Source organism: Chryseobacterium balustinum, assembly GCF_900168205.1.
GTDB lineage: Bacteria > Bacteroidota > Bacteroidia > Flavobacteriales > Weeksellaceae > Chryseobacterium > Chryseobacterium balustinum.
Window position 1 is genome coordinate 1 of the sequence record NZ_FUZE01000005.1, and the last position, 18206, is coordinate 18206.

Here is an 18206-nt window from a genome sequence, read left to right on the forward strand (position 1 = left end):
GATTAGAAATAAAATCATACACAGAGTTTATGCTTTAATTAAAAACAATTCTGTGTATGAAAACAACTTGCAAATGTCATAGAAATCGAACTGACGAATATTAATAAGTATATTAAACCTTCAAAACCCCTCTGAAAGCTCTTGCCGCATAATAAGAATCGGCTCCGTTGTGATACACAAAAACGGTATTGTAGCGGCGGTCACAGAATAACGCGCCACCCAATTCTCTGATTTCTTTCGGAGTTTTAATCCAGCTTGAAGTTTTCTGGTCAAATTTTCCTACACTTTGTAAATAACGATATTGTTCTTCGGAAAGAATTTCTATACCGATTTCTTTGGCAGCAGTCATTACATCATTTTGCGGCTTATGTTCTTTTCTGGAATCTAAAGCTTCACGGTCATAGCAAAAACTTCTTCTGCCTTTTGGACTTTCTGCAGAACAATCGAAGAAAATATATTCATCAGTTTTTTCATCGTAATCGACAATGTCGGGTTCTCCGCCAGAAATTTCCATTTGGTGTAGCGACCATAATTTTGATGGATTTAAATTTAATTTTGCCTCAATTTTTGACCAGTTCAGATTTTCATGACGGCTTTTGTTTTTCTCAAAACGCTGTTGCAGAATATCAAGAAGTTCTATGGTTTCTTTTTCAGATAATTGTTTTTTTTGTGGCATTTTCTTCAGATTTTTTAGGTTTAAAACTACGGGAACTCGATCAGTTTGTCATTTGGCAGATCGTATTCATAGATTGTATCGGTTTCAGGATCGATATAAAGCCATTGAAAAGGACTTACTCGATGCTCAAATTCTACATAAATTCCCAAAACATAATAATCTTTCTCATTCTTCTTTTGCTTTTCAACAGAATATCCGAGCTGCTCTTTATTTTTGAGAGAAATTTTTATCAAATCTTTCTTTGAATTGGCGATGTAATATTCTGCAAGCTTGTATAAATGATCTAGATAAGTACTGGAAATTTCTCCTTCTTTTGAGTAATGATACTTAATTGGCAGATTATATTCTTTTCTGAATTTTGAAACTTTTCCGTCTTTTATTTTTTTCGCAGAAACAATCCATTCTGCATTTTGAGGTGTTTCTCCGTCTCCGGCAATGTAGATCGAATCGTTTTTATATTCAATAGCGATCAGATCACCTCTCAGAAAACTACGGTCGTTATTTTGATCATTAATATAACTGATTTCTTCTTTCCCTTTTTTACCGTTGAGTTGTGAATAATCAAAATCGTCATTATAGGAAACAAATTCGATGGTGTCTCGTTGTAAAGAATCTTTTTTTACGGCAATTCGCTGAATTTCTTTTTTTCGTTCGGCTTTTTTATCTTTATTCTTTTCCGGGCCGGGACTGCAAGAAATACAATAAACCAAAAGTGAAAATGCAACAATTTTCTTCATATTGTTTTGACTTGGATTTCAAAAATAATAAAATTTAGCTTGATCTGAATGAATGATTTTAAGAAATTCTTTTTCCATTTTCACTTTCCGAAATGACTTTTTCTAATCTTGAAATCTGTGTTTTCTCTTGTTTGGCGCTCATAATCCAATGGATCATTACTTTTTTATAAGAAGGAGCCTGTTTTTCAAAAAAATCCCACGCTTTTTTATTGGCTTTAAACTGTTTTTGATAATCTGATGTAAGTTTTGCAGGTTCTTTTTCGTGAGAATAAATCCCGGATTTTTCTTCCTTCCTAAGTTTGAATGCTTTTAAACCAGCTTCCTGCATCAATCCTGCTGTGGTGAGCTCTTCGATTTTTTTAATATTCACAACGCTCCAAATACTTGTCGGCTTTCTTGGTGTAAATCGGATGCTGTAACTTTCTTCATCAATAGATCTTCTCACGCCGTCAATCCAGCCAAAACATAAAGCCTGATCTACAGATTCAGACCAAGTTATTGATGGCTTTTTAGTGCCGACTTTATAGAAACCTACCAATAATTCTTGTTTGGTTTTATGGTTTTTATCGAGCCAGTCTCTGAAATCTTGAGGTGTGGGAAAGAAGGTTGGTTGCATTAGTTATTTTTAATTTGGCTTTTAAGGATTTTTAAAATCATTAAAAACTTTCTGATTACTTTCAGAATCATCTGGTATATAAGTTTTCATGATTGGATAAACAGGTGAATTAGTTTGACTAGGGAATTCTAAACCGAAACTCTTCCATCCAGTATTCCATAACAATATAAGTTCTTCCCAATAGGGAATTTTTTTATTGCTATCAAATTTATAATCATCATCATGAATTTTCTTTGCTTCTTCATTAAGTACAGAATAGCTCTGCTGATCTTCCTCATCATATTCTTCCGTCCAAATATCTAAATGATAATTTAATTCATTTAATAAGTAAGTTCTTAAGCTCCACCCATAAATAATAATATCAGAACCCCAGATAGACAGAATTGGTCTATATTTTAAATTAGAATTGCTAATAATAAATCGGTGAGATGTTAATGGAAGCAACGTTGGGGAATGATTGTACCAATCTGTAAATATTTTTGTTTTTTCTTCTTCTGAATCTGGCCTTTTACCCCAAGATTTTAGCCACACTCCGTTTCTACCTACTACATCTCGAAGAATGGTTTCATAGGGCCAATTTAATTTTTCTTTGATTTCTTCGTGATCTTCTAACCAATTATAAAAAAAAGGATACTCAGTTATCTCATCACCCCACTCATCTTTATTTTCAATTATTTCTTTTCTGTCTATAGTGTGTAGGATTTCTAAAAATTCCCTATGTTCAGGAGTAAATTGTATTGAGTATTTTTTTTCAACTTCATTTATTTGATTATTGGTCATTCCAATCCATTTAGCACCTTGTATCCATTTTTCACAAAAATCTCCACTCCAAGTTTTTTCAGTTTCTTTTTTAATCCAATGAAGGAATTCAGTGAAATTTTCGGGAATGTCCATTTTTTAAAATTTAATTTACATTAATTAAAGATATCATAATTTTTAACTTAATAGATACCTTTTTTCTGATGATGTCTTATTTCAAAGGATATTGTATTGCTTTATTAAGCTCAATAGGATTATTATGTTTGCGAATATATTCCTGCTCTTCTCTGATTAGAGGAACTAATTCTTCAGGTTTGGTGTAGCGTTTTCCTCCGTCTTCATAGCTTTTTATTGTTCCACTTTTCATTTCTGCTCTTATTTCCTGCAAAGGATCATTATAATATTCAAGAGCTTTTTTTAGATACATTTTCTCACTTATCGGAAGCGGTTTGTTTCCATATCGAACTTCTAGCAAGTTTGATGTATCATACGTTTTTTCTAATTTCTTACTTTTAACAAGAGCAAAATTATATTGATTACGGTTGTCCTCCAACAAAACGATAAGACCCGGCAATCCTGTGAATTTATAAGGGCCTTCTGAAAGCGGAATTTCTTTTGTGAACCAAGCCGTCCATTTTCTGCCTCCGAAATCTGCAGTTGCTTCTTGAAGATCGAAGTGCAAATATTTTTTTGTTTTATCAGACAATTTCCATTGTATTAAATCTTCGGTAGGATAAGAATAAAGCTGGTCGTCTATAAAAGTATAATTGATATTTTTATTGGAGTTTTTCTTCCTGGTTATTGGAATTTGACTTGTCCAATTGGTGTTTTGTGAACCATTAGCTTTATTGATAGAGTCTTTTTCCAGAAAAGTATTGTCATAATATTTTGTTTCATCAGGATTAATATCCAAAACCATAAAAATTTTCTGATGCTCAGTTTGTGTAGAGTCTTCTTTAAATTTTACCTCATAAAAAAAGCGGTTGGTTTGGGCTTTTATTAAGCCTGCTACTGAAAGAATAATGATAAATGCTACTTTTTTCATTTTGAAATTTTGAAGGAACAAGATAAATAAAATTCCTTAAATAGAGAATTATTAATTTTAATAATATTCGATTTTATACATTTCCATAAACAAATATTTTTTCAATATTTGGAATATTTAAATATTCAGATTCATTAATTTCAATAAGTCTTTTGGCAAAAATATCTAATTCCTTTTTGGCTTCTTGAATTGCTATTGCGAGTTTTTCTTTATCAATCATTAAATAATCAACCAAAATTGGCGGACAATAATTTTCCTGAATTTCAGAGTTGAGAAAATCAAAAGTTACTGTGTTTTTCGATTTTTCTATTCTTGGAGAAGGGTATCCCATATAAAAGTTACTTTCTTCTTCGTCAAGCAAGTCATCCCATTCTTCAATATCGCCTAAATCACTGCAACATTGTGGGAAATATTTATTTATTCCATCAATTTTTAAAATATAGCCTCCATAAAAAGGAGAAACTAAATCTTCTATTCATAAATTTTCATCACTTTGTTGCACATTAATTTCTTTCTGAATTAATTTTAATAAATCGGCATCAGAAATTTCATTAATTTGATATAATGAACTGCCTTTAGAATAAGATTTTAAATCTTTGGAATATCCAGCTTCTACATTTGTCAGAAGGAAATAATTCTCCCATTCATCAGGGAATTTCCAAGATGGTCCATCAGAAGGAGTAGGAATATTTTCGTAATAATTAGTAATTTCAATAACAGGAACAAGCTCAATTATCATAATTTTAAAATGTAATTTTAGGGCTTAATTACCATTAAATATAAGGAATTAAAGTAAAATAAAAAGAGGTTTTTTAAGGTTTTATTACAATGAAAATAAAATAAATCGTTATGATAGATTTAATATAATCAATCGTGGTAGCTTTTATTTTTTGAATCCGTAAATTTGTAAGATGTTCTAAAATTTTAGAACCTGTAAAATGAAAATATGACTGACAAAACGTACAGAGAAATACATCATACTGATAAAAACAATTACGATTATATAACCATTACCAACGACGAAAATAAAGTAAGAATTTATACCCTGAAAAATGGTTTGAAAGTCTTTCTTGCTCAAAATTTCGATGCTCCAAAAATTCAGACTTTTATTCCGGTGAGAACAGGAAGCAACAACGATCCTTCTGATAACACCGGTTTGGCGCATTATTTAGAGCATATGATGTTTAAAGGAACATCAAAAATAGGAACTCATAATTGGGAAAAAGAAAAAGTTTTAATCGAAAAAATTTCAGACTTATACGAAGAGCATAAAGCTGAACAAAACCCAGAACTGAAAAAAGAAATTTATCAGAAAATTGACGAAATTTCTCAGGAAGCAAGTCAATATGCGATTGCCAATGAATATGACAAGGCGATTTCTTCTTTAGGAGCGACGGGAACCAATGCCCACACATGGTTTGACGAAACAGTCTACAAAAACAATATTCCCAACAATGAACTTGAAAAATGGCTGAAAGTAGAGAAAGAACGTTTTTCAGAGATCGTTTTACGTCTTTTCCATACCGAATTGGAATCTGTTTATGAAGAATTCAACCGTGCTCAGGATAACGATTCACGATTGGTGAATTACGAATTGATGGATGCACTTTTCCCGACTCATCCAAACGGACAGCAAACTACTTTAGGAAATCCTGAACATTTGAAGAATCCTTCAATGAAGGCGATTCACAAATATTTTGATGAATATTATGTTCCCAATAATTATGCAATTGTTTTAGTTGGAGATTTAGATTTTGAAAAAACCGTTGTATTAGTTGATGAATATTTTGGTAAAATTCCATACAAAGAATTACCAAAGAAAGATTTAATTATAGAAAAACCACTTACTGAAATTGTTGAAAGAACCGTAAAAAGCCCGACAACACCAAGACTTCAATTAGCCTGGAGAACCGACAGCTACGGAACCAGAGAAGCAATGCTTGCTGATATTACAGCTAATATTTTGAGCAATAGAGGAGAAGCTGGATTGTTGGATTTGAATATCAATCAGACTCAAAAAATGCTTTTTGCTCAAGCCTATTCTTTAGGATTAAAACAATACGGCTATTTTTCAGTAGTGGCTGTTCCGAAAGAAAATCAGACTTTATCAGAAGCAAAAGAGATGATATTGGAGCAAATCGAGTTGTTGAAAAAAGGAGATTTTCCTGATTGGATACTTCCCGCAATCATCAATGATTTTAAGCTCCAAAGATTAAAAGGTCTTGAAACCGCAGAAGGTCTTGCTACCAACCTTTACGACACCTACATTAAAGGCAGAACCTGGAAAGAAGAGTTAAGCGAAATGGATGAATATGCGGCTTTTACAAAGCAGGATATTATTGATTTTGCGAATGTTTTTTTCAAAGATAATTATGTGATTATCAATAAAGAAAAAGGAATCAATGATCAGCTTTTAAGAGTTGAAAATCCGGGAATTACCCCTATTAAAATTAACCGTGAAGCACAGTCAGAATTTCTGCAGGAAATTTTAGCCGATAAAACAGAAGATATTAAGCCTGAATTTATTGATTATCAGAAAGAAATTAAAACTGATGAAATTCAAAATAAAAAAATAAGTTTCGTAGAAAATAAATACAACGAAATTGCGCAGGTATACTTTATTTTTCCTTTTGGAAGCGATCACGATAGAGAGTTAGGAATTTCTACACAGGTTTTGCAGTATTTAGGAACAGAAAAATTTTCGCCTGAAGATTTAAAGAAAGAATTCTTCAAAATCGGGGTCAGCAATGATTTTAAAACCAGTTCAGATCAGCTTACAATTTCTTTAAGCGGATTAGAATCTAATCTTGAAAAAGGTATTTCATTGTTGCAGAATTGGATGCATGAAGTAAAGCCTGATCAGGAAATCTACAATCAGTTTGTAGAAACTATTCTGGAAAATCGTGAAGCTGTAAAAAAAGACAAAAACCGCATCATGACGGCTTTGACAACTTATACAAAGCTTGGTAAAAACTCGAGATTTTTAGATACTATTTCAAAAGAGGAGCTTGAAAATGCGAAAGTAGAAGAATTTACCGACCGTATGAAAAAGCTGTTTGGTTTCCCTTATCAGATTTTCTTCTATGGAAAAGATTTTGAAAGTTTTAAAAATTATATTCCAAATTATATTGTGAATGAAGATTTTAAAGTTTCTGAACCTAAAAAATATCCTGAACAGGAAACGACAGGAAAAGTATACTTCACCGATTACGATATGGTGCAGATGGAAATGAGCAAAGTCGGAAAAAGCCGAAATGTAAATCCTGAAAACTTCGGAACAATCAATGTTTTTAATGAATATTTTGGGCGCGGTTTATCTTCAATTGTCTTTCAGGAAATTCGTGAAAGCAAGAGTTTAGCTTATTCGGCGTATGTTTCTTATTCGCCAAATTCAGAGCTGAATCATCCGGATTATATCACAACATACATCGGAACTCAACCTGACAAATTGCAGATTGCTGTCGATACAATGAGCGATTTGATGAATAAACTTCCTGAAGTTCCGGTTCAGTTTGAAAATGCCAAAAACTCTGCATTAAAACAGATTGCTTCTGCAAGAATTACCAGAACCAATATTTTCTTTAATACTTTGAGACTGAAAAAGCTGGGAATTAATTATGATTTCAGAAAAGATATTTATCATCAGATCGAAAATCTGAAGTTTAATGATGTGAAAGATTTTTATCAGGCCGAAATAAAACCTATTGATTTTAACACCGCCATCATTGGGAAAAAGGAAAACCTAAATATGAATGCTGTGAACGAAATGGGAAGTTTCCAGGAAGTAAGCCGTGAGGATATTTTTGGATATTAAACAATGAGTCTAATGAATTTTATGATATAAAAAAATATATCATAGAATGGTTTAGCCAATATTGATAAAATAAAAAAGAGCTGTTTCATGTTTAATGGAAACAGCTCTTTTTTTATTGAAAGAAATTAATGAAGCTACATAGAAATTTCTACATAATTTCCTTCAGGATCCAGAACAACGCTTTCGTAATAACCATCACCAGTGGTTCTAGGTTCGCTTTCGATTGTATAATGATCAGCGCGTAATCTTTCTGTTAAATGATTTACAGCTTCTTTACTGCCAACAGAAATGGCGAAATGGGCAATCCCTTTCGTAAATCCTCTTTTATCAGGTTCTTGAACGATATCCTGCATATTCATTAATTCAATTCGTGTTTTACCTTCACCAAAATCTAAAAAATAAGAGGTAAAACCTTTTTTGGTATTGGTATATTTCTCGTTAGACGTTACATTAAAGTAGTTCAGATAAAACTCCCGTATCTTTTCCAAATCGTCTACCCAAATGGCTAAATGTTCAATTTTCATAGATTTTATATTTTAAAATTTAATTGACTTGTATTGATAAGAGAGTACAATAATTAAGATTCCGAAAGAAGATGCTGCTAATAGTGCAATTCTAAGATCTGTTATCTCTGAAAGCAGACCAATTAATGGCGGACCGATCATAAAACCCATAAAACTGATGGAAGAAACGGCTGTAATAGCAATACTTGCGGACATTGTTTTTAATCTTCCTGCAGCACTGTAACAAATAGGAACGATGGATGAAACTCCTAATCCTATCAACAGAAAGCCGAAAGTCGAGATAATTAATCCTGGTGCAATCGTAGCTAATAATAATCCTGATGTGATTAATATTCCACAAAATCTTAAGACAACGGAAGCCTGATAACGGTTTACAAATCGATCGGCAACAAAACGTCCAAATGTCATTGCACCCATACTTGCGATGTATCCCATTCGTACGAAAGTTTCGTCAGGTTTTATAATTGTGGAAAAATAAACACTGCTCCAATCGAACATTGTTCCTTCACAGAACATACTTCCAAATCCTATCAATCCTAAAATGATTATCGCTGAATCTAATTTGAATGCTTTTTTAGAAGTTGTAACATCTGAATTTTCCTTAATATCCTGAGCTAATAAACCCCGACTGAATATTATGATTCCTATAATCCCAAGGATTAATATAATGACTAAATGAGTGAAAATAGAAAATTTTGTTTCTGCAAAAACAGCACCCAATATTCCGCCTGTTAATCCGCCAAGACTCCATAATCCGTGAAAAGAAGACATGATGTTTCGCTTGTACAGTGCTTCTAAACCAACAGCTTGTGTGTTTACAGCAATATTGGCCATATTCGAAGTGATCCCGAAGAAAAATAGGATTAAAAACAAAAGACTAAAGCTGTTGGCTTGGGAGATGAGTGTGAGTGTAATTCCGTATAACGTCATTGCAGTTATCAGAATAATTTTGCTTCCGAACTTGTTGACCAAATAACCGGAAACTACCATCATCATAAGTTGTCCTAAAGGCATCGCAAATAATACCTGACCCAACTGACCGTCGTTCAAATTAAGAGAAGATTTGATATCCGGAATTCTGCTTGCCCAACTGGCAAATATCAATCCCATGATAAAATAAAAATAAAAAATACTGAGACGTATTCGTGGCAATTTCTGTTGAGTCATGTTTGTTTTTGAAAATTATGCTGCAAAGCTAATGACAGATTAACGAAAGCAAAATGACGAACGTCATTTTCGTGTTGATTCAATTAAAATTAATAATTTTAAACCCTGATTTTTTAATAATGAATGTGATTAAAAACCTACTGGAAAAATATAAGGTTGAACTTTCTGAGGAATTAATGTTGAAGTTTGAATCGATATTGATACAAAAACAGTATCAAAAAGATGAAATGATTTTAGAAGAAGGAACAATAAGCCGTTATCTCTATATTGTACAAAAAGGGATGGTTCGCCAGTTTTATTATAAAGATGGGCGAGACATAACGGAACATTTTTCTTGTGAAGGGAATATTGCAACCTGTCTGGAAAGTCTGTTTTTACAGCAACCAACCCGTTTACTCATTGAAGCTTTGGAGCCTTCTACATTATTTCTTTTGGACTATGATAAATGGAAAAAACTTTGTGATGAATTTCCCGAAATGAATCTATTATATAGAGCGGTCATGGAGTACAAGCTTGTTGTTTCTCAACAAAAAGCAGATTCCTGGCGTTTTGAAAACTCCAGAGAACGTTATGATAGATTTTGTAAAGAACTTCCTTATGTTTCCAGACGTGCTTCTGTTGCACACATTGCATCTTATCTGTTGATGTCACCCGAAACTTTAAGCCGTGTAAGAGCGGGAGTTTTGTAATATAAAAAACGAAAACCCCTTGAAGTAATTTCAAGGGGTTTTATATTGAATCTTATCTTTTAGATTTAGATAAAATAGATGTTATTTTACAACTTTCATCTCATCAATCAGCCATTTTGAATCGGCAAATTTATCGATAATGAAAAGAATATATTTCGTGTCAACCATAATGTTTCTGCTGAAACGTGGATCGTAATTGATGTCACTCATCGTTCCTTCCCACTGTCTGTCGAAATTCAATCCAACAAGATTTCCGTGTGCATCCAAAGCCGGGCTTCCGGAATTTCCACCTGTTGTATGGTTCGTAGCTGTAAATCCTACAGGAACATCACCACTTTTATCTTTGTAATTTCCGTAATCTTTTTTGTTGTAAAGATCAATCAGCTTTTGAGGAACATCAAATTCATAATCTCCTGGAACATATTTCTCCATAACTCCTGCTAAATGCGTTTGGTAATCGTAAGTTACTGCATCTTTTGGAGTAGATCCTTTTACTTTTCCGTAAGTTACACGAAGCGTAGAATTGGCATCAGGGAAGAATTTTCTGTCTTTATCAGTAGCCATTTGCTGCGCCATATAGGTTTTCTGCAGCGCATCAATCTTAGTCTGTAAACTTGTAAATTGCGGATCTGCAGTTTTCATATAAGTATCTTTAATACTCATAAATAACTGATAAACGGCATCCTTTTTAATCGTTTTGATTAATTTATCCTGGTTTGAAAATGCTTTTTCAATATCTCCGTTAAGAGCTGCACCACTTACCTGGCTTCTTCCTGTGATGACAGAATTTTTTGATAATTCTTCAAAGCTTGTGATATTCTGCGCTTCATTTTTATATTTATCAAAACCAGCCGGCAAAAACTGAGCGTCAGTTTTGTTGGCATATAATGCTAAAAGTTTAGCGGTAACTTTAGAATCAAGTTCAGCGCTGTAATCTTTGTAGAAAGATGTCAGTTTTTTCTTAAAAGCAGCAATTCCTTTTTCATCCATTCTTCCGGCTTCTACAGAAGTAATGTAATTAGAATATAAATTGGCAAGCGCAAATGTTTCTGCATTTTTTATAACTTCGCTGTAATACGCATTATTTAAAGCGTAAGGAGCCTGATCGTTATACAGTTTATTTAATTGGTCTAACGTTGTTTTTACCTGAGGATTTTTAGCAACCAAAGAACCTTCGTACATTACTTTTTTCTGTACAGCGTTAGATTTTTTCAAACCTTCCACTTCACCGATCCATTTTTTCCAATAGTTGGCTACAGAGGCAAATTTAGAAGCGTATTTAATTCTTGTGGCATCATCAGTACGCATTTTTTCGTCTAAAGTTTTCAGAGCAACGTCGCGCACGGCAATTCTTGCAGGATCGATCTCTTTCATGATCTTCTCTACCGCAATCGCAGGAAGATATTCAGTAGTTCTTCCCGGAAATCCGAATACAAATGTGAAATCATTTTCTGCCTTATCTTTTATAGAAACAGGAAGGTAATGTTTCGGAACGTAAGGAACGTTGTCTTTAGAATATTCTGCAGGCTTGTTGTTTTTATCGGCATAAATTCTGAACATTGAGAAATCTCCCGTATGTCTCGGCCAAACCCAGTTGTCTGTATCGCTTCCGAATTTTCCGATACTTTGAGGAGGTGCTCCCACCAAACGTACATCTTTGTAAGTTTCGATTACGTAAGCGTAAAACTTATTGCCGTAATACATCGGTTTTACAGAAATCGACTGATAGTTTTCTATTTTCTGAGAATTTTTATAAATCTCAATATTTTTTGCGATTTGTTTTGCGAGTTCCGGTTCCTGAAGGTTATCAGTATCTTCTAAAATCTGAGCAGAAACATCTTTAATGTCAACAATAAAATCAACAGTCACTCCCGGATTTGGAAGTTCTGTACTCATATTTTTTGCCCAGAATCCGTTAGAAAGAAGGTCATTTTGTACGGTAGAATGCGCCTGAATTTGTCCGTAACCACAGTGGTGATTGGTAAGTAATAATCCTTTTGGTGAAATGATTTCGGCTGTACAACCGCCATTGAACTGCACTACTGCATCTTTGATGCTTGGTTTTTGTGTATTAAAAATATCTTTAGCAGAAATTTTCATCCCAAGATCTTTCATTTCCTTTTCATTAAGTTCAGTAGGAATCCACATTCCACCGTATTGCTGAGCGATTCCCCAAGAGAAAGTGAAGAAAGCCGAAGCAATAAGAAGATTACGTTTTATCATTATTTAAAAATTTTGTCTAAAATACGCATTTTAATTTTTTTAAGAAAAGAAAAACCCTTCCTAAAAATAAAATTTAGGAAGGGTTTTCGGGATATGTTTTTTTTCAGTTGAAGATCTTTACAAAAATAAATTTCAAAAAATCTGTTACACTGTGATGCTTTTTATTTCATTGATTTTGAGAAAGAAAATTTCATCACTTGTGTTTTCTTTTCGTCCTGCAAAATAAGTGATTATTTTTGAGCAAAAAAATGAACCTATGTTCATAAATTCTGTTTTCTGATGCGGCTTAACGCTTGCGGAGTTATTCCGATGTATGATGCAATATGCTTCAAAGGTATTTCTCGGATAAAATTAGGATATGCTTTCGCCAAATTCAGATAACGTTCTTCTGCACTGTGCATGAGTAAAGATATTTCACGCTGAGTTTTTCTTACATACAAATTCTCAGCAGAGATTCTTCCTAAATAATTTCCGACTTTACTTCTTTCATAAAGCTCCTGAAGATCATCAAAGTGAATTCTATACACCACAGTTTCCTGCACTGTTTCTACATTGTAAGCACAAGGATTTCGGGTAATAAACGAATCATAAGCGCTACAAAACGTATTTTCTGCAATAAAAGAGAAAGTAATTTCTTTTGACGGCTCGGTAGGATGTACTTTATTTACAAAAAATCGGATAATTCCTTTGTCGATAAAATACAGATAATCTTCTACGGTTCCTTCCTTTAAAATCATTGTTTTTTTTGCAAAAACAATCTTCTCAAATTTATTGACGTGATACAAAGCTTCTTCGTGAGAAAGACCTTCTATACTATTGTAAATATTCAGTAGTTTTTCCATGAAATCCTTATGGATATTAGTTTCTTCTATTGTAAAAGTAATATTTAATTTGTTTTAAACCTGAGCTTTTCCGAGGTTCATCATTTCTGATTATAATTGTATATTTTGAAAATCACTATTAAAATAAACTGAATTAAGAATATAAATTAATACTACAGTTTATGAATAAATTTAAATTAAAGATATTTGAATTTATTTATTTTTTTAGCAGAGATCATTAATCTGTGAAAATTTCAATTTTTTAATGAAAATGAATTTTTAAAACTGAAAAGAATCAATTTTCTCATCATTCATCATCTGTTTAATCAAATTTTCATGATGATTATTTTTTCCTGTAAGAAGCCAGGTTGTACTGGATGATCCTTTTGAAAACTGCTGTTTGATGACGACGAACTTCAAATGATTTCTTTTAAATAATTGTTCACAATAATCAAGATTTTCTCTATTGGAGACTGCAATTTTATACTCTCGGATTTTGTGAGTATGATCAATATACGTTTGAAAATAAGTAAGCGAACTCAGAATTAACAAAACCAAAACAGTTCCTAATAATGATAAATAAACATATCCGGAACCAACTGCCATTCCTATCGATGCAGTTGCCCAAATTGTTGTGGCAGTAGTGATTCCGTCGATTTTATTGTCTCCTTTGAAAATAACTCCTGCTCCCAAAAAACCAATTCCGGTAATAATATTGGCGGCAATACGATCGGGATCATCAACTCCTATTTTTATGGAAAGAATGGTGAAAAGACAAGCTCCGAAACAGACAAGAATAAAGGTCCTTAAACCTGCAGATTTGTTTCTGTATTCTCTTTCTGCACCGATGCAAAGACCGAGGAATACCGAAATAAATATCAAAAGCAATTCGTTTTGAATGGAGTGGTCTTTTAGAAAATCCATTTTATAATTTTAATGAAATAAAGTTACAATAAATTATATATTTTAAATCCATTTTAATTTTGATGCCATTGTGCAGGCTTCTGTGGTATTTGAAACCCGCATTTTTTCAATAATATTTTGTCGATGACGATTTACCGTATTAATACTAATGAACAAAATTTCCGCAATTTCTTTGCTTTTTTTGCCTTGCTGTGTCATTTTTAAAATTTCCTTTTCACGGATAGAAAGAAATGTAGAATTTTCAGCTTCAGCTTGATAATTAATGTTTCCGGTTGCCGTATTGATAATCATTCCGGTATATGAATCCGATTGAAAAAAGTCAAAATTATAAAGACAAAGCGACAGTTCGGTATTGCAATTTTCAGAATTAGAAAAATAAAACATTTTATGAATTAATGATTTCTGATTTTGCTTTTCAGAAATTCTTAATCTGCTGATTACACAATAATCTTTGCGTTGCTCAAAAGGAATGTTTTTAATAAACTGAAAAAACTGCAGTTCTAAAATATGCTTTTGCAAAACATCTTCAGAATTTAGCTGATCAAAAAGTTCTTTTTCCCAGATACTTTCAATTTCCTGTACATTTTTATCTTTAAAAATATTGAGCTCATCTGCAAGTTTTCCCGCATAGATATAGCTTTTATTGTTTTTTAAATCACTTAAAATGGCAATTCCATTTTCGAGCTCGACGAAATTTTTTGCCTTTTTCTGACAGTTTTCCAACTGTAATTTTTCTTTTTCTTCTGTAGATGTGAAATTCTGGCGGAGAAGATGTTCATTTAAGTCAGATTGAATATTCTTCATCAAAAATGGTTATTAATCAGTATTGGTATTAAAATTTTGAGATTTTAATTTTGCTCTGTTATTTAGTGTAAAAATACAATGAATTATCGGGGAAATCACGCTATAGAATAATGAATTGTATGAATACTGATTATTAAATATAAATAAAAGATTAGAATATAAAATGAAGAAAATTTTAATAGTTTCGGGATTGGTTTTTACTTTTTTCCAAGGTTTAAAAGCACAATCACTTGAAAAAATGACCTGGTTCAACGAACCTTCGCGATGGGAAATCAAAGATAAAAAACTGACAATGAATGTTACTCCTCAAAGCGATTACTGGAGAATTTCACATTACGGTTTTACGGTTGATGATGCACCATTTTATTATTCAACATACGGTGGTGAATTTGAGACGAAAGTGAAAATTACCGGAAATTATAAAACACGTTTTGATCAAATGGGTTTAATGTTAAGAATCGATGAGCAGAATTACATTAAAGCAGGGGTAGAATTTGTTGACGGTAAATTTAATTTAAGTACCGTTGTTACCCATAAAATGAGCGATTGGAGCGTTATTGTTTTAGAAAAAACTCCACCTTTTGTTTGGATAAAAGCAGTGAGAAGATTAGATGCGGTAGAAATTTTTTATTCGTTTGATGATAAAGAATATGTGATGATGAGAAATGCTTATTTACAAGATAATACGCCTGTGAAAGTTGGTTTTATGGCGGCAAGTCCGGATGGAAATGGATTCAAAGCTACTTTTGAAAATTTTTCTGTAAAACACCTTCCGGATCAGCGTCGTTTAGAATGGCTGAAAAAGAATCAATAAAAAAAATAAAAACTCCAAAAGCTTTTGCCTTTGGAGTTTTTATTGAAATAAAGAACTACAGTTAATTCTTAATAAACTTATGCACTGTTGCCTTATCTTTTGAGAATAATTTAATCATGTAATTACCTTTCGAAAGCTCAGAAACATTTATAGAATTACCTTTTAAAGAAGTAGAAACCAAAATTCTTCCGTTTACATCGTAGATTTCAGCTTTTACAATTTGATTTTTTGATTGAATGTTTAAAACGTCTTTTACTGGATTCGGATAAATAGTAAGTTCAACTTTATCATTGCTTATTTCCGAAGTACCTAATACGCTTTGAACCGTAGTGGTGTAAGTATTGGTAATAATCGGGTGATTGTAATCAAAATAAATTTTTGCTGAATTGCTGAAACTGTCGCCTAATGCTAAATTGGATTTTGTTTTGATTTTAAATGAAACGTACCCGTCATTTGTAGCATTATCAAAAGGAAGTTGAATGTTTTCAAAAATAAATTCTACAACATTTCCTGTAATTCTTGTTACAAAATTGTGACTTGCATTAAGGGCAACCAAACTAGATACATCGTATTTTGAAATATCAATTTCATCTTTTACAACAATGTTTTGAGCATTTGCAGTTCCTGTATTTTCAAAACGAATTAAATAATGTACGTAATCTCCAACTTTTGCTTGAGTAATTGCCGTTCCCTCCAAACATGTTTTGTCATTTGGATCGAAAGAATTTACCACGGTTTGATTTAATGTAAATATATTATCTGCAAGAGTTTCATCAGTCGCTCCGTTGATTTGTGCAATATAATGAAGAATATCTCCTCCATTTAACGCAGGAGTTTGTGTAGGAGTATTTAAATTAAAAGTTAATATTATTTCTTTAGTTTCAAATGGAAGAAGATTGGTGAAATTCCAGTTTATAACTCCAGCAGTCTGTGAATTTGGAACGAGTGTAGCGTTCACAAAATTCATCAGATTATCATTATAGTTAAATACTAAAGTTCCAGATTGCGTTGTCGTTCCTTTATTCTTATAGACAATTTTGTACTTCGCATCAAAACCTGGCGAAGCAGCTGTTATTGGCAGGATTACGACTTCAAGATCATTATGCGTTCCGTTTGCTGTCAAACAGAAATTTTGGGTTAAAGGGCTTGTTTGTGCAGGGAAATTTGCAGTAAAGCTCGTTGGAGAGATATTAAAGTAAGAAGGATTTTCCAGAATAGGAGTGATGGTATGAGAACCCGTACTTACCGGAATTGAATAATTTCCTGAAATATTAGCAATAACACTTCCAGAATTGCTTCCACTGGTAATGTTGAATTTTTGGTAAGATTTATTTAAGTCGTTTGCATCACAACCATTATTGTTGCTGTCAAATTTTGTGTTTCCTTTTACTGTATAAAAAATTCCACCTGGTGTAAAACTGCAATAAGACGTAATTTGATAATTTGAATAAAGAGTTGAGCTACTGCTAACTAAGTTTTGAAATATTGCTAGCTCATCAGTATCACAGCAAACCACTAAATTCGGATTATTGTGAATAAAACTCATATTAGCCTGCTGTACTTTACCATTTTTTATATTAAGAAAATTCATACCATTTCCATTCGACTTCAAATTTTCGAACAAGGGATTTTGGGAAAGGTCTAATGTGCTGATATTATTATTGAAACACTCCAATCTATATAGAAGCGGATAATTTGAAAGATTCAAACTTGTTAGTAAGTTATTGTCACAAATAAGTGTTACCAACTGTGGGCATCCTGTCGCGGTTAAACTTGTTACATCATTAAGACCAAAATCTAAAACACGAAGATTAGATTGATTTTGAATATTTATATTTGATAAATTGTTGTTTCTAATCTGTATAATTTCCATATTAGAATTTGTAAAATCCATATTAGAAAGTAATGGATTGTTCTGTACAGAAAAATTTTCAACATTTGGAAGGTTAGAAGCATCTAATGTTGTAAGCTGGGTGTTCGTGATACCCATCTCTTTAATCATTGGAGAATTGGCAATATTTAGAGATGTAAGAGGAGTATTCTGAATGTAAACATTTTTTAAAAGAGGTTTATCTTGTAAATTCAATGTTGTTATGGCTGCAACATTGATATAGACTCTATGCAATTGATTACAATTGGTAACATTTATAGAACTTAACTGACTATTTCCATCAACGCTTAATTCTCCCAGATTCAAATTGGAACTTAAATTTATAGATGTCATATTATTGCCAGATATATTCAAGCTTCCTAAATTTGAAAAAGAAGCTATGCCTGTAAAATCTGATATTCCTCCTCCGTACAACCTTAAAATACCAACTTGTTGTGCTTCGGAGACTTCAATTTCTCCATTGTTATTAGTGTCAATTTTGATGTTAAAACTACCAGAACTTGTACTGGCAATACTGTTTGTTACATCTGCCGCTAGAAGTTTAGCTTTAAAATTTGCATCAGGAATATTCACAATTTGTGCATTAAATACAGTGCACATGATCAAGAAAATGATTAGGTAGATTTTTTTCATAAATTATTAGTTGTTTTTTTGTCAAAGCGCAAAAGTAAGCCATTGAAAATAAATTCCAATGGCTTACAG

The 18206-nt window shown here is 32.4% G+C and carries 17 protein-coding genes; 3 read left to right on the forward strand and 14 right to left on the reverse strand.

The genetic code is table 11. From position 1 onward, the window contains the following. Positions 1–112 precede the first annotated feature (112 nt). The 7 genes from B5X64_RS08210 to B5X64_RS08240 all read right to left on the reverse strand — a co-directional run bounded on the left by B5X64_RS08210 (position 113) and on the right by B5X64_RS08240 (position 4572). Positions 113–676: a DUF4256 domain-containing protein gene (locus B5X64_RS08210; protein ID WP_079464768.1), complete on the reverse strand. Its 564-nt coding sequence runs from the start codon at positions 674–676 to the stop codon at positions 113–115. A 26-nt stretch (positions 677–702) separates the two neighbouring features. Further along, a complete protein-coding gene (locus B5X64_RS08215; protein ID WP_079464769.1) occupies positions 703–1413 on the reverse strand; it encodes a hypothetical protein in 711 nt (236 codons plus the stop codon). A 58-nt stretch (positions 1414–1471) separates the two neighbouring features. Continuing rightward, complete coding sequence (locus tag B5X64_RS08220; RefSeq protein ID WP_079464770.1) at positions 1472–2029, reverse strand: YdeI/OmpD-associated family protein; 558 nt, start codon at positions 2027–2029, stop codon at positions 1472–1474. A 21-nt stretch (positions 2030–2050) separates the two neighbouring features. Further along, complete coding sequence (locus B5X64_RS08225; RefSeq protein WP_079464771.1) at positions 2051–2923, reverse strand: hypothetical protein; 873 nt, start codon at positions 2921–2923, stop codon at positions 2051–2053. Positions 2924–2999: 76 nt separating this feature from the next. Then, entirely contained in the window at positions 3000–3833 is an 834-nt protein-coding gene (locus tag B5X64_RS08230; RefSeq protein WP_079464772.1) for a GLPGLI family protein, read from the reverse strand. Between the two features lie 73 nt (positions 3834–3906). Then, the gene (locus B5X64_RS08235) at positions 3907–4194 is read right to left on the reverse strand and encodes a hypothetical protein (RefSeq protein ID WP_079464773.1); all 288 of its coding nucleotides are present in this window, start codon (positions 4192–4194) and stop codon (positions 3907–3909) included. Between the two features lie 114 nt (positions 4195–4308). After that, positions 4309–4572, reverse strand: a complete 264-nt coding sequence (locus B5X64_RS08240; RefSeq protein WP_079464774.1) for a hypothetical protein — start codon at positions 4570–4572, stop codon at positions 4309–4311. Between the two features lie 207 nt (positions 4573–4779). Here B5X64_RS08240 and B5X64_RS08245 point away from each other — a divergent pair, with 207 nt between their 5' ends. Beyond that, the gene (locus B5X64_RS08245) at positions 4780–7647 is read left to right on the forward strand and encodes a M16 family metallopeptidase (protein WP_079464775.1); all 2868 of its coding nucleotides are present in this window, start codon (positions 4780–4782) and stop codon (positions 7645–7647) included. A 134-nt stretch (positions 7648–7781) separates the two neighbouring features. On the opposite strand, the gene B5X64_RS08250 is transcribed toward B5X64_RS08245, so the two are convergent. Together B5X64_RS08250 and B5X64_RS08255 are read right to left on the reverse strand one after the other, a co-directional pair. Next, a complete protein-coding gene (locus B5X64_RS08250; RefSeq protein ID WP_079464776.1) occupies positions 7782–8171 on the reverse strand; it encodes a VOC family protein in 390 nt (129 codons plus the stop codon). Positions 8172–8183: 12 nt separating this feature from the next. After that, a complete protein-coding gene (locus tag B5X64_RS08255; protein ID WP_079464777.1) occupies positions 8184–9338 on the reverse strand; it encodes an MFS transporter in 1155 nt (384 codons plus the stop codon). Positions 9339–9457: 119 nt separating this feature from the next. Here B5X64_RS08255 and B5X64_RS08260 point away from each other — a divergent pair, with 119 nt between their 5' ends. Further along, positions 9458–10027 carry a Crp/Fnr family transcriptional regulator gene (locus tag B5X64_RS08260; RefSeq protein WP_079464778.1) on the forward strand — a complete coding sequence of 190 codons (570 nt, stop codon included), beginning with the start codon at positions 9458–9460 and terminating at the stop codon, positions 10025–10027. Between the two features lie 81 nt (positions 10028–10108). Here the strand turns inward: B5X64_RS08260 and B5X64_RS08265 are convergent, their stop codons facing one another. From B5X64_RS08265 to B5X64_RS08280, 4 genes are all read right to left on the reverse strand, one after another. Next, positions 10109–12250 carry a S46 family peptidase gene (locus B5X64_RS08265; RefSeq protein ID WP_079464779.1) on the reverse strand — a complete coding sequence of 714 codons (2142 nt, stop codon included), beginning with the start codon at positions 12248–12250 and terminating at the stop codon, positions 10109–10111. Positions 12251–12510: 260 nt separating this feature from the next. Next, on the reverse strand, positions 12511–13092 hold the full coding sequence (locus B5X64_RS08270; RefSeq protein WP_079464780.1) for a Crp/Fnr family transcriptional regulator: 582 nt from the start codon (positions 13090–13092) through the stop codon (positions 12511–12513). 258 nt (positions 13093–13350) lie between these two features. Then, entirely contained in the window at positions 13351–13995 is a 645-nt protein-coding gene (locus tag B5X64_RS08275) for an MgtC/SapB family protein (RefSeq protein WP_079464781.1), read from the reverse strand. Positions 13996–14037: 42 nt separating this feature from the next. Then, positions 14038–14799 (reverse strand): response regulator transcription factor, encoded by a 762-nt coding sequence (locus B5X64_RS08280; protein ID WP_079464782.1) that lies wholly within the window; start codon positions 14797–14799, stop codon positions 14038–14040. Between the two features lie 163 nt (positions 14800–14962). Here B5X64_RS08280 and B5X64_RS08285 point away from each other — a divergent pair, with 163 nt between their 5' ends. Then, positions 14963–15613, forward strand: coding sequence for a DUF1349 domain-containing protein (locus B5X64_RS08285; RefSeq protein ID WP_079464783.1), 651 nt, complete (start codon positions 14963–14965; stop codon positions 15611–15613). Positions 15614–15674: 61 nt separating this feature from the next. Here B5X64_RS08285 and B5X64_RS08290 read toward each other — a convergent pair whose 3' ends face one another. Next, entirely contained in the window at positions 15675–18137 is a 2463-nt protein-coding gene (locus B5X64_RS08290) for a DUF7619 domain-containing protein (protein ID WP_079464784.1), read from the reverse strand. Positions 18138–18206: the final 69 nt, after the last annotated feature.

Excerpts from the sequence above, each read along its gene's own strand:
- B5X64_RS08285 (WP_079464783.1), top strand. The coding sequence starts at position 14,963 with ATGAAGAAAATTTTAATAGTTTCGGGATTGGTTTTTACTTTTTTCCAA.
- B5X64_RS08250 (WP_079464776.1), bottom strand. The coding sequence starts at position 8,171 with ATGAAAATTGAACATTTAGCCATTTGGGTAGACGATTTGGAAAAGATA.
- B5X64_RS08225 (WP_079464771.1), bottom strand. The coding sequence starts at position 2,923 with ATGGACATTCCCGAAAATTTCACTGAATTCCTTCATTGGATTAAAAAA.
- B5X64_RS08220 (WP_079464770.1), bottom strand. The coding sequence starts at position 2,029 with ATGCAACCAACCTTCTTTCCCACACCTCAAGATTTCAGAGACTGGCTC.
- B5X64_RS08260 (WP_079464778.1), top strand. The coding sequence starts at position 9,458 with ATGAATGTGATTAAAAACCTACTGGAAAAATATAAGGTTGAACTTTCT.
- B5X64_RS08240 (WP_079464774.1), bottom strand. The coding sequence starts at position 4,572 with ATGATAATTGAGCTTGTTCCTGTTATTGAAATTACTAATTATTACGAA.
- B5X64_RS08245 (WP_079464775.1), top strand. The coding sequence starts at position 4,780 with ATGACTGACAAAACGTACAGAGAAATACATCATACTGATAAAAACAAT.
- B5X64_RS08270 (WP_079464780.1), bottom strand. The coding sequence starts at position 13,092 with ATGGAAAAACTACTGAATATTTACAATAGTATAGAAGGTCTTTCTCAC.
- B5X64_RS08230 (WP_079464772.1), bottom strand. The coding sequence starts at position 3,833 with ATGAAAAAAGTAGCATTTATCATTATTCTTTCAGTAGCAGGCTTAATA.
- B5X64_RS08280 (WP_079464782.1), bottom strand. The coding sequence starts at position 14,799 with ATGAAGAATATTCAATCTGACTTAAATGAACATCTTCTCCGCCAGAAT.
- B5X64_RS08210 (WP_079464768.1), bottom strand. The coding sequence starts at position 676 with ATGCCACAAAAAAAACAATTATCTGAAAAAGAAACCATAGAACTTCTT.
- B5X64_RS08290 (WP_079464784.1), bottom strand. The coding sequence starts at position 18,137 with ATGAAAAAAATCTACCTAATCATTTTCTTGATCATGTGCACTGTATTT.
- B5X64_RS08255 (WP_079464777.1), bottom strand. The coding sequence starts at position 9,338 with ATGACTCAACAGAAATTGCCACGAATACGTCTCAGTATTTTTTATTTT.
- B5X64_RS08275 (WP_079464781.1), bottom strand. The coding sequence starts at position 13,995 with ATGGATTTTCTAAAAGACCACTCCATTCAAAACGAATTGCTTTTGATA.
- B5X64_RS08265 (WP_079464779.1), bottom strand. The coding sequence starts at position 12,250 with ATGATAAAACGTAATCTTCTTATTGCTTCGGCTTTCTTCACTTTCTCT.
- B5X64_RS08215 (WP_079464769.1), bottom strand. The coding sequence starts at position 1,413 with ATGAAGAAAATTGTTGCATTTTCACTTTTGGTTTATTGTATTTCTTGC.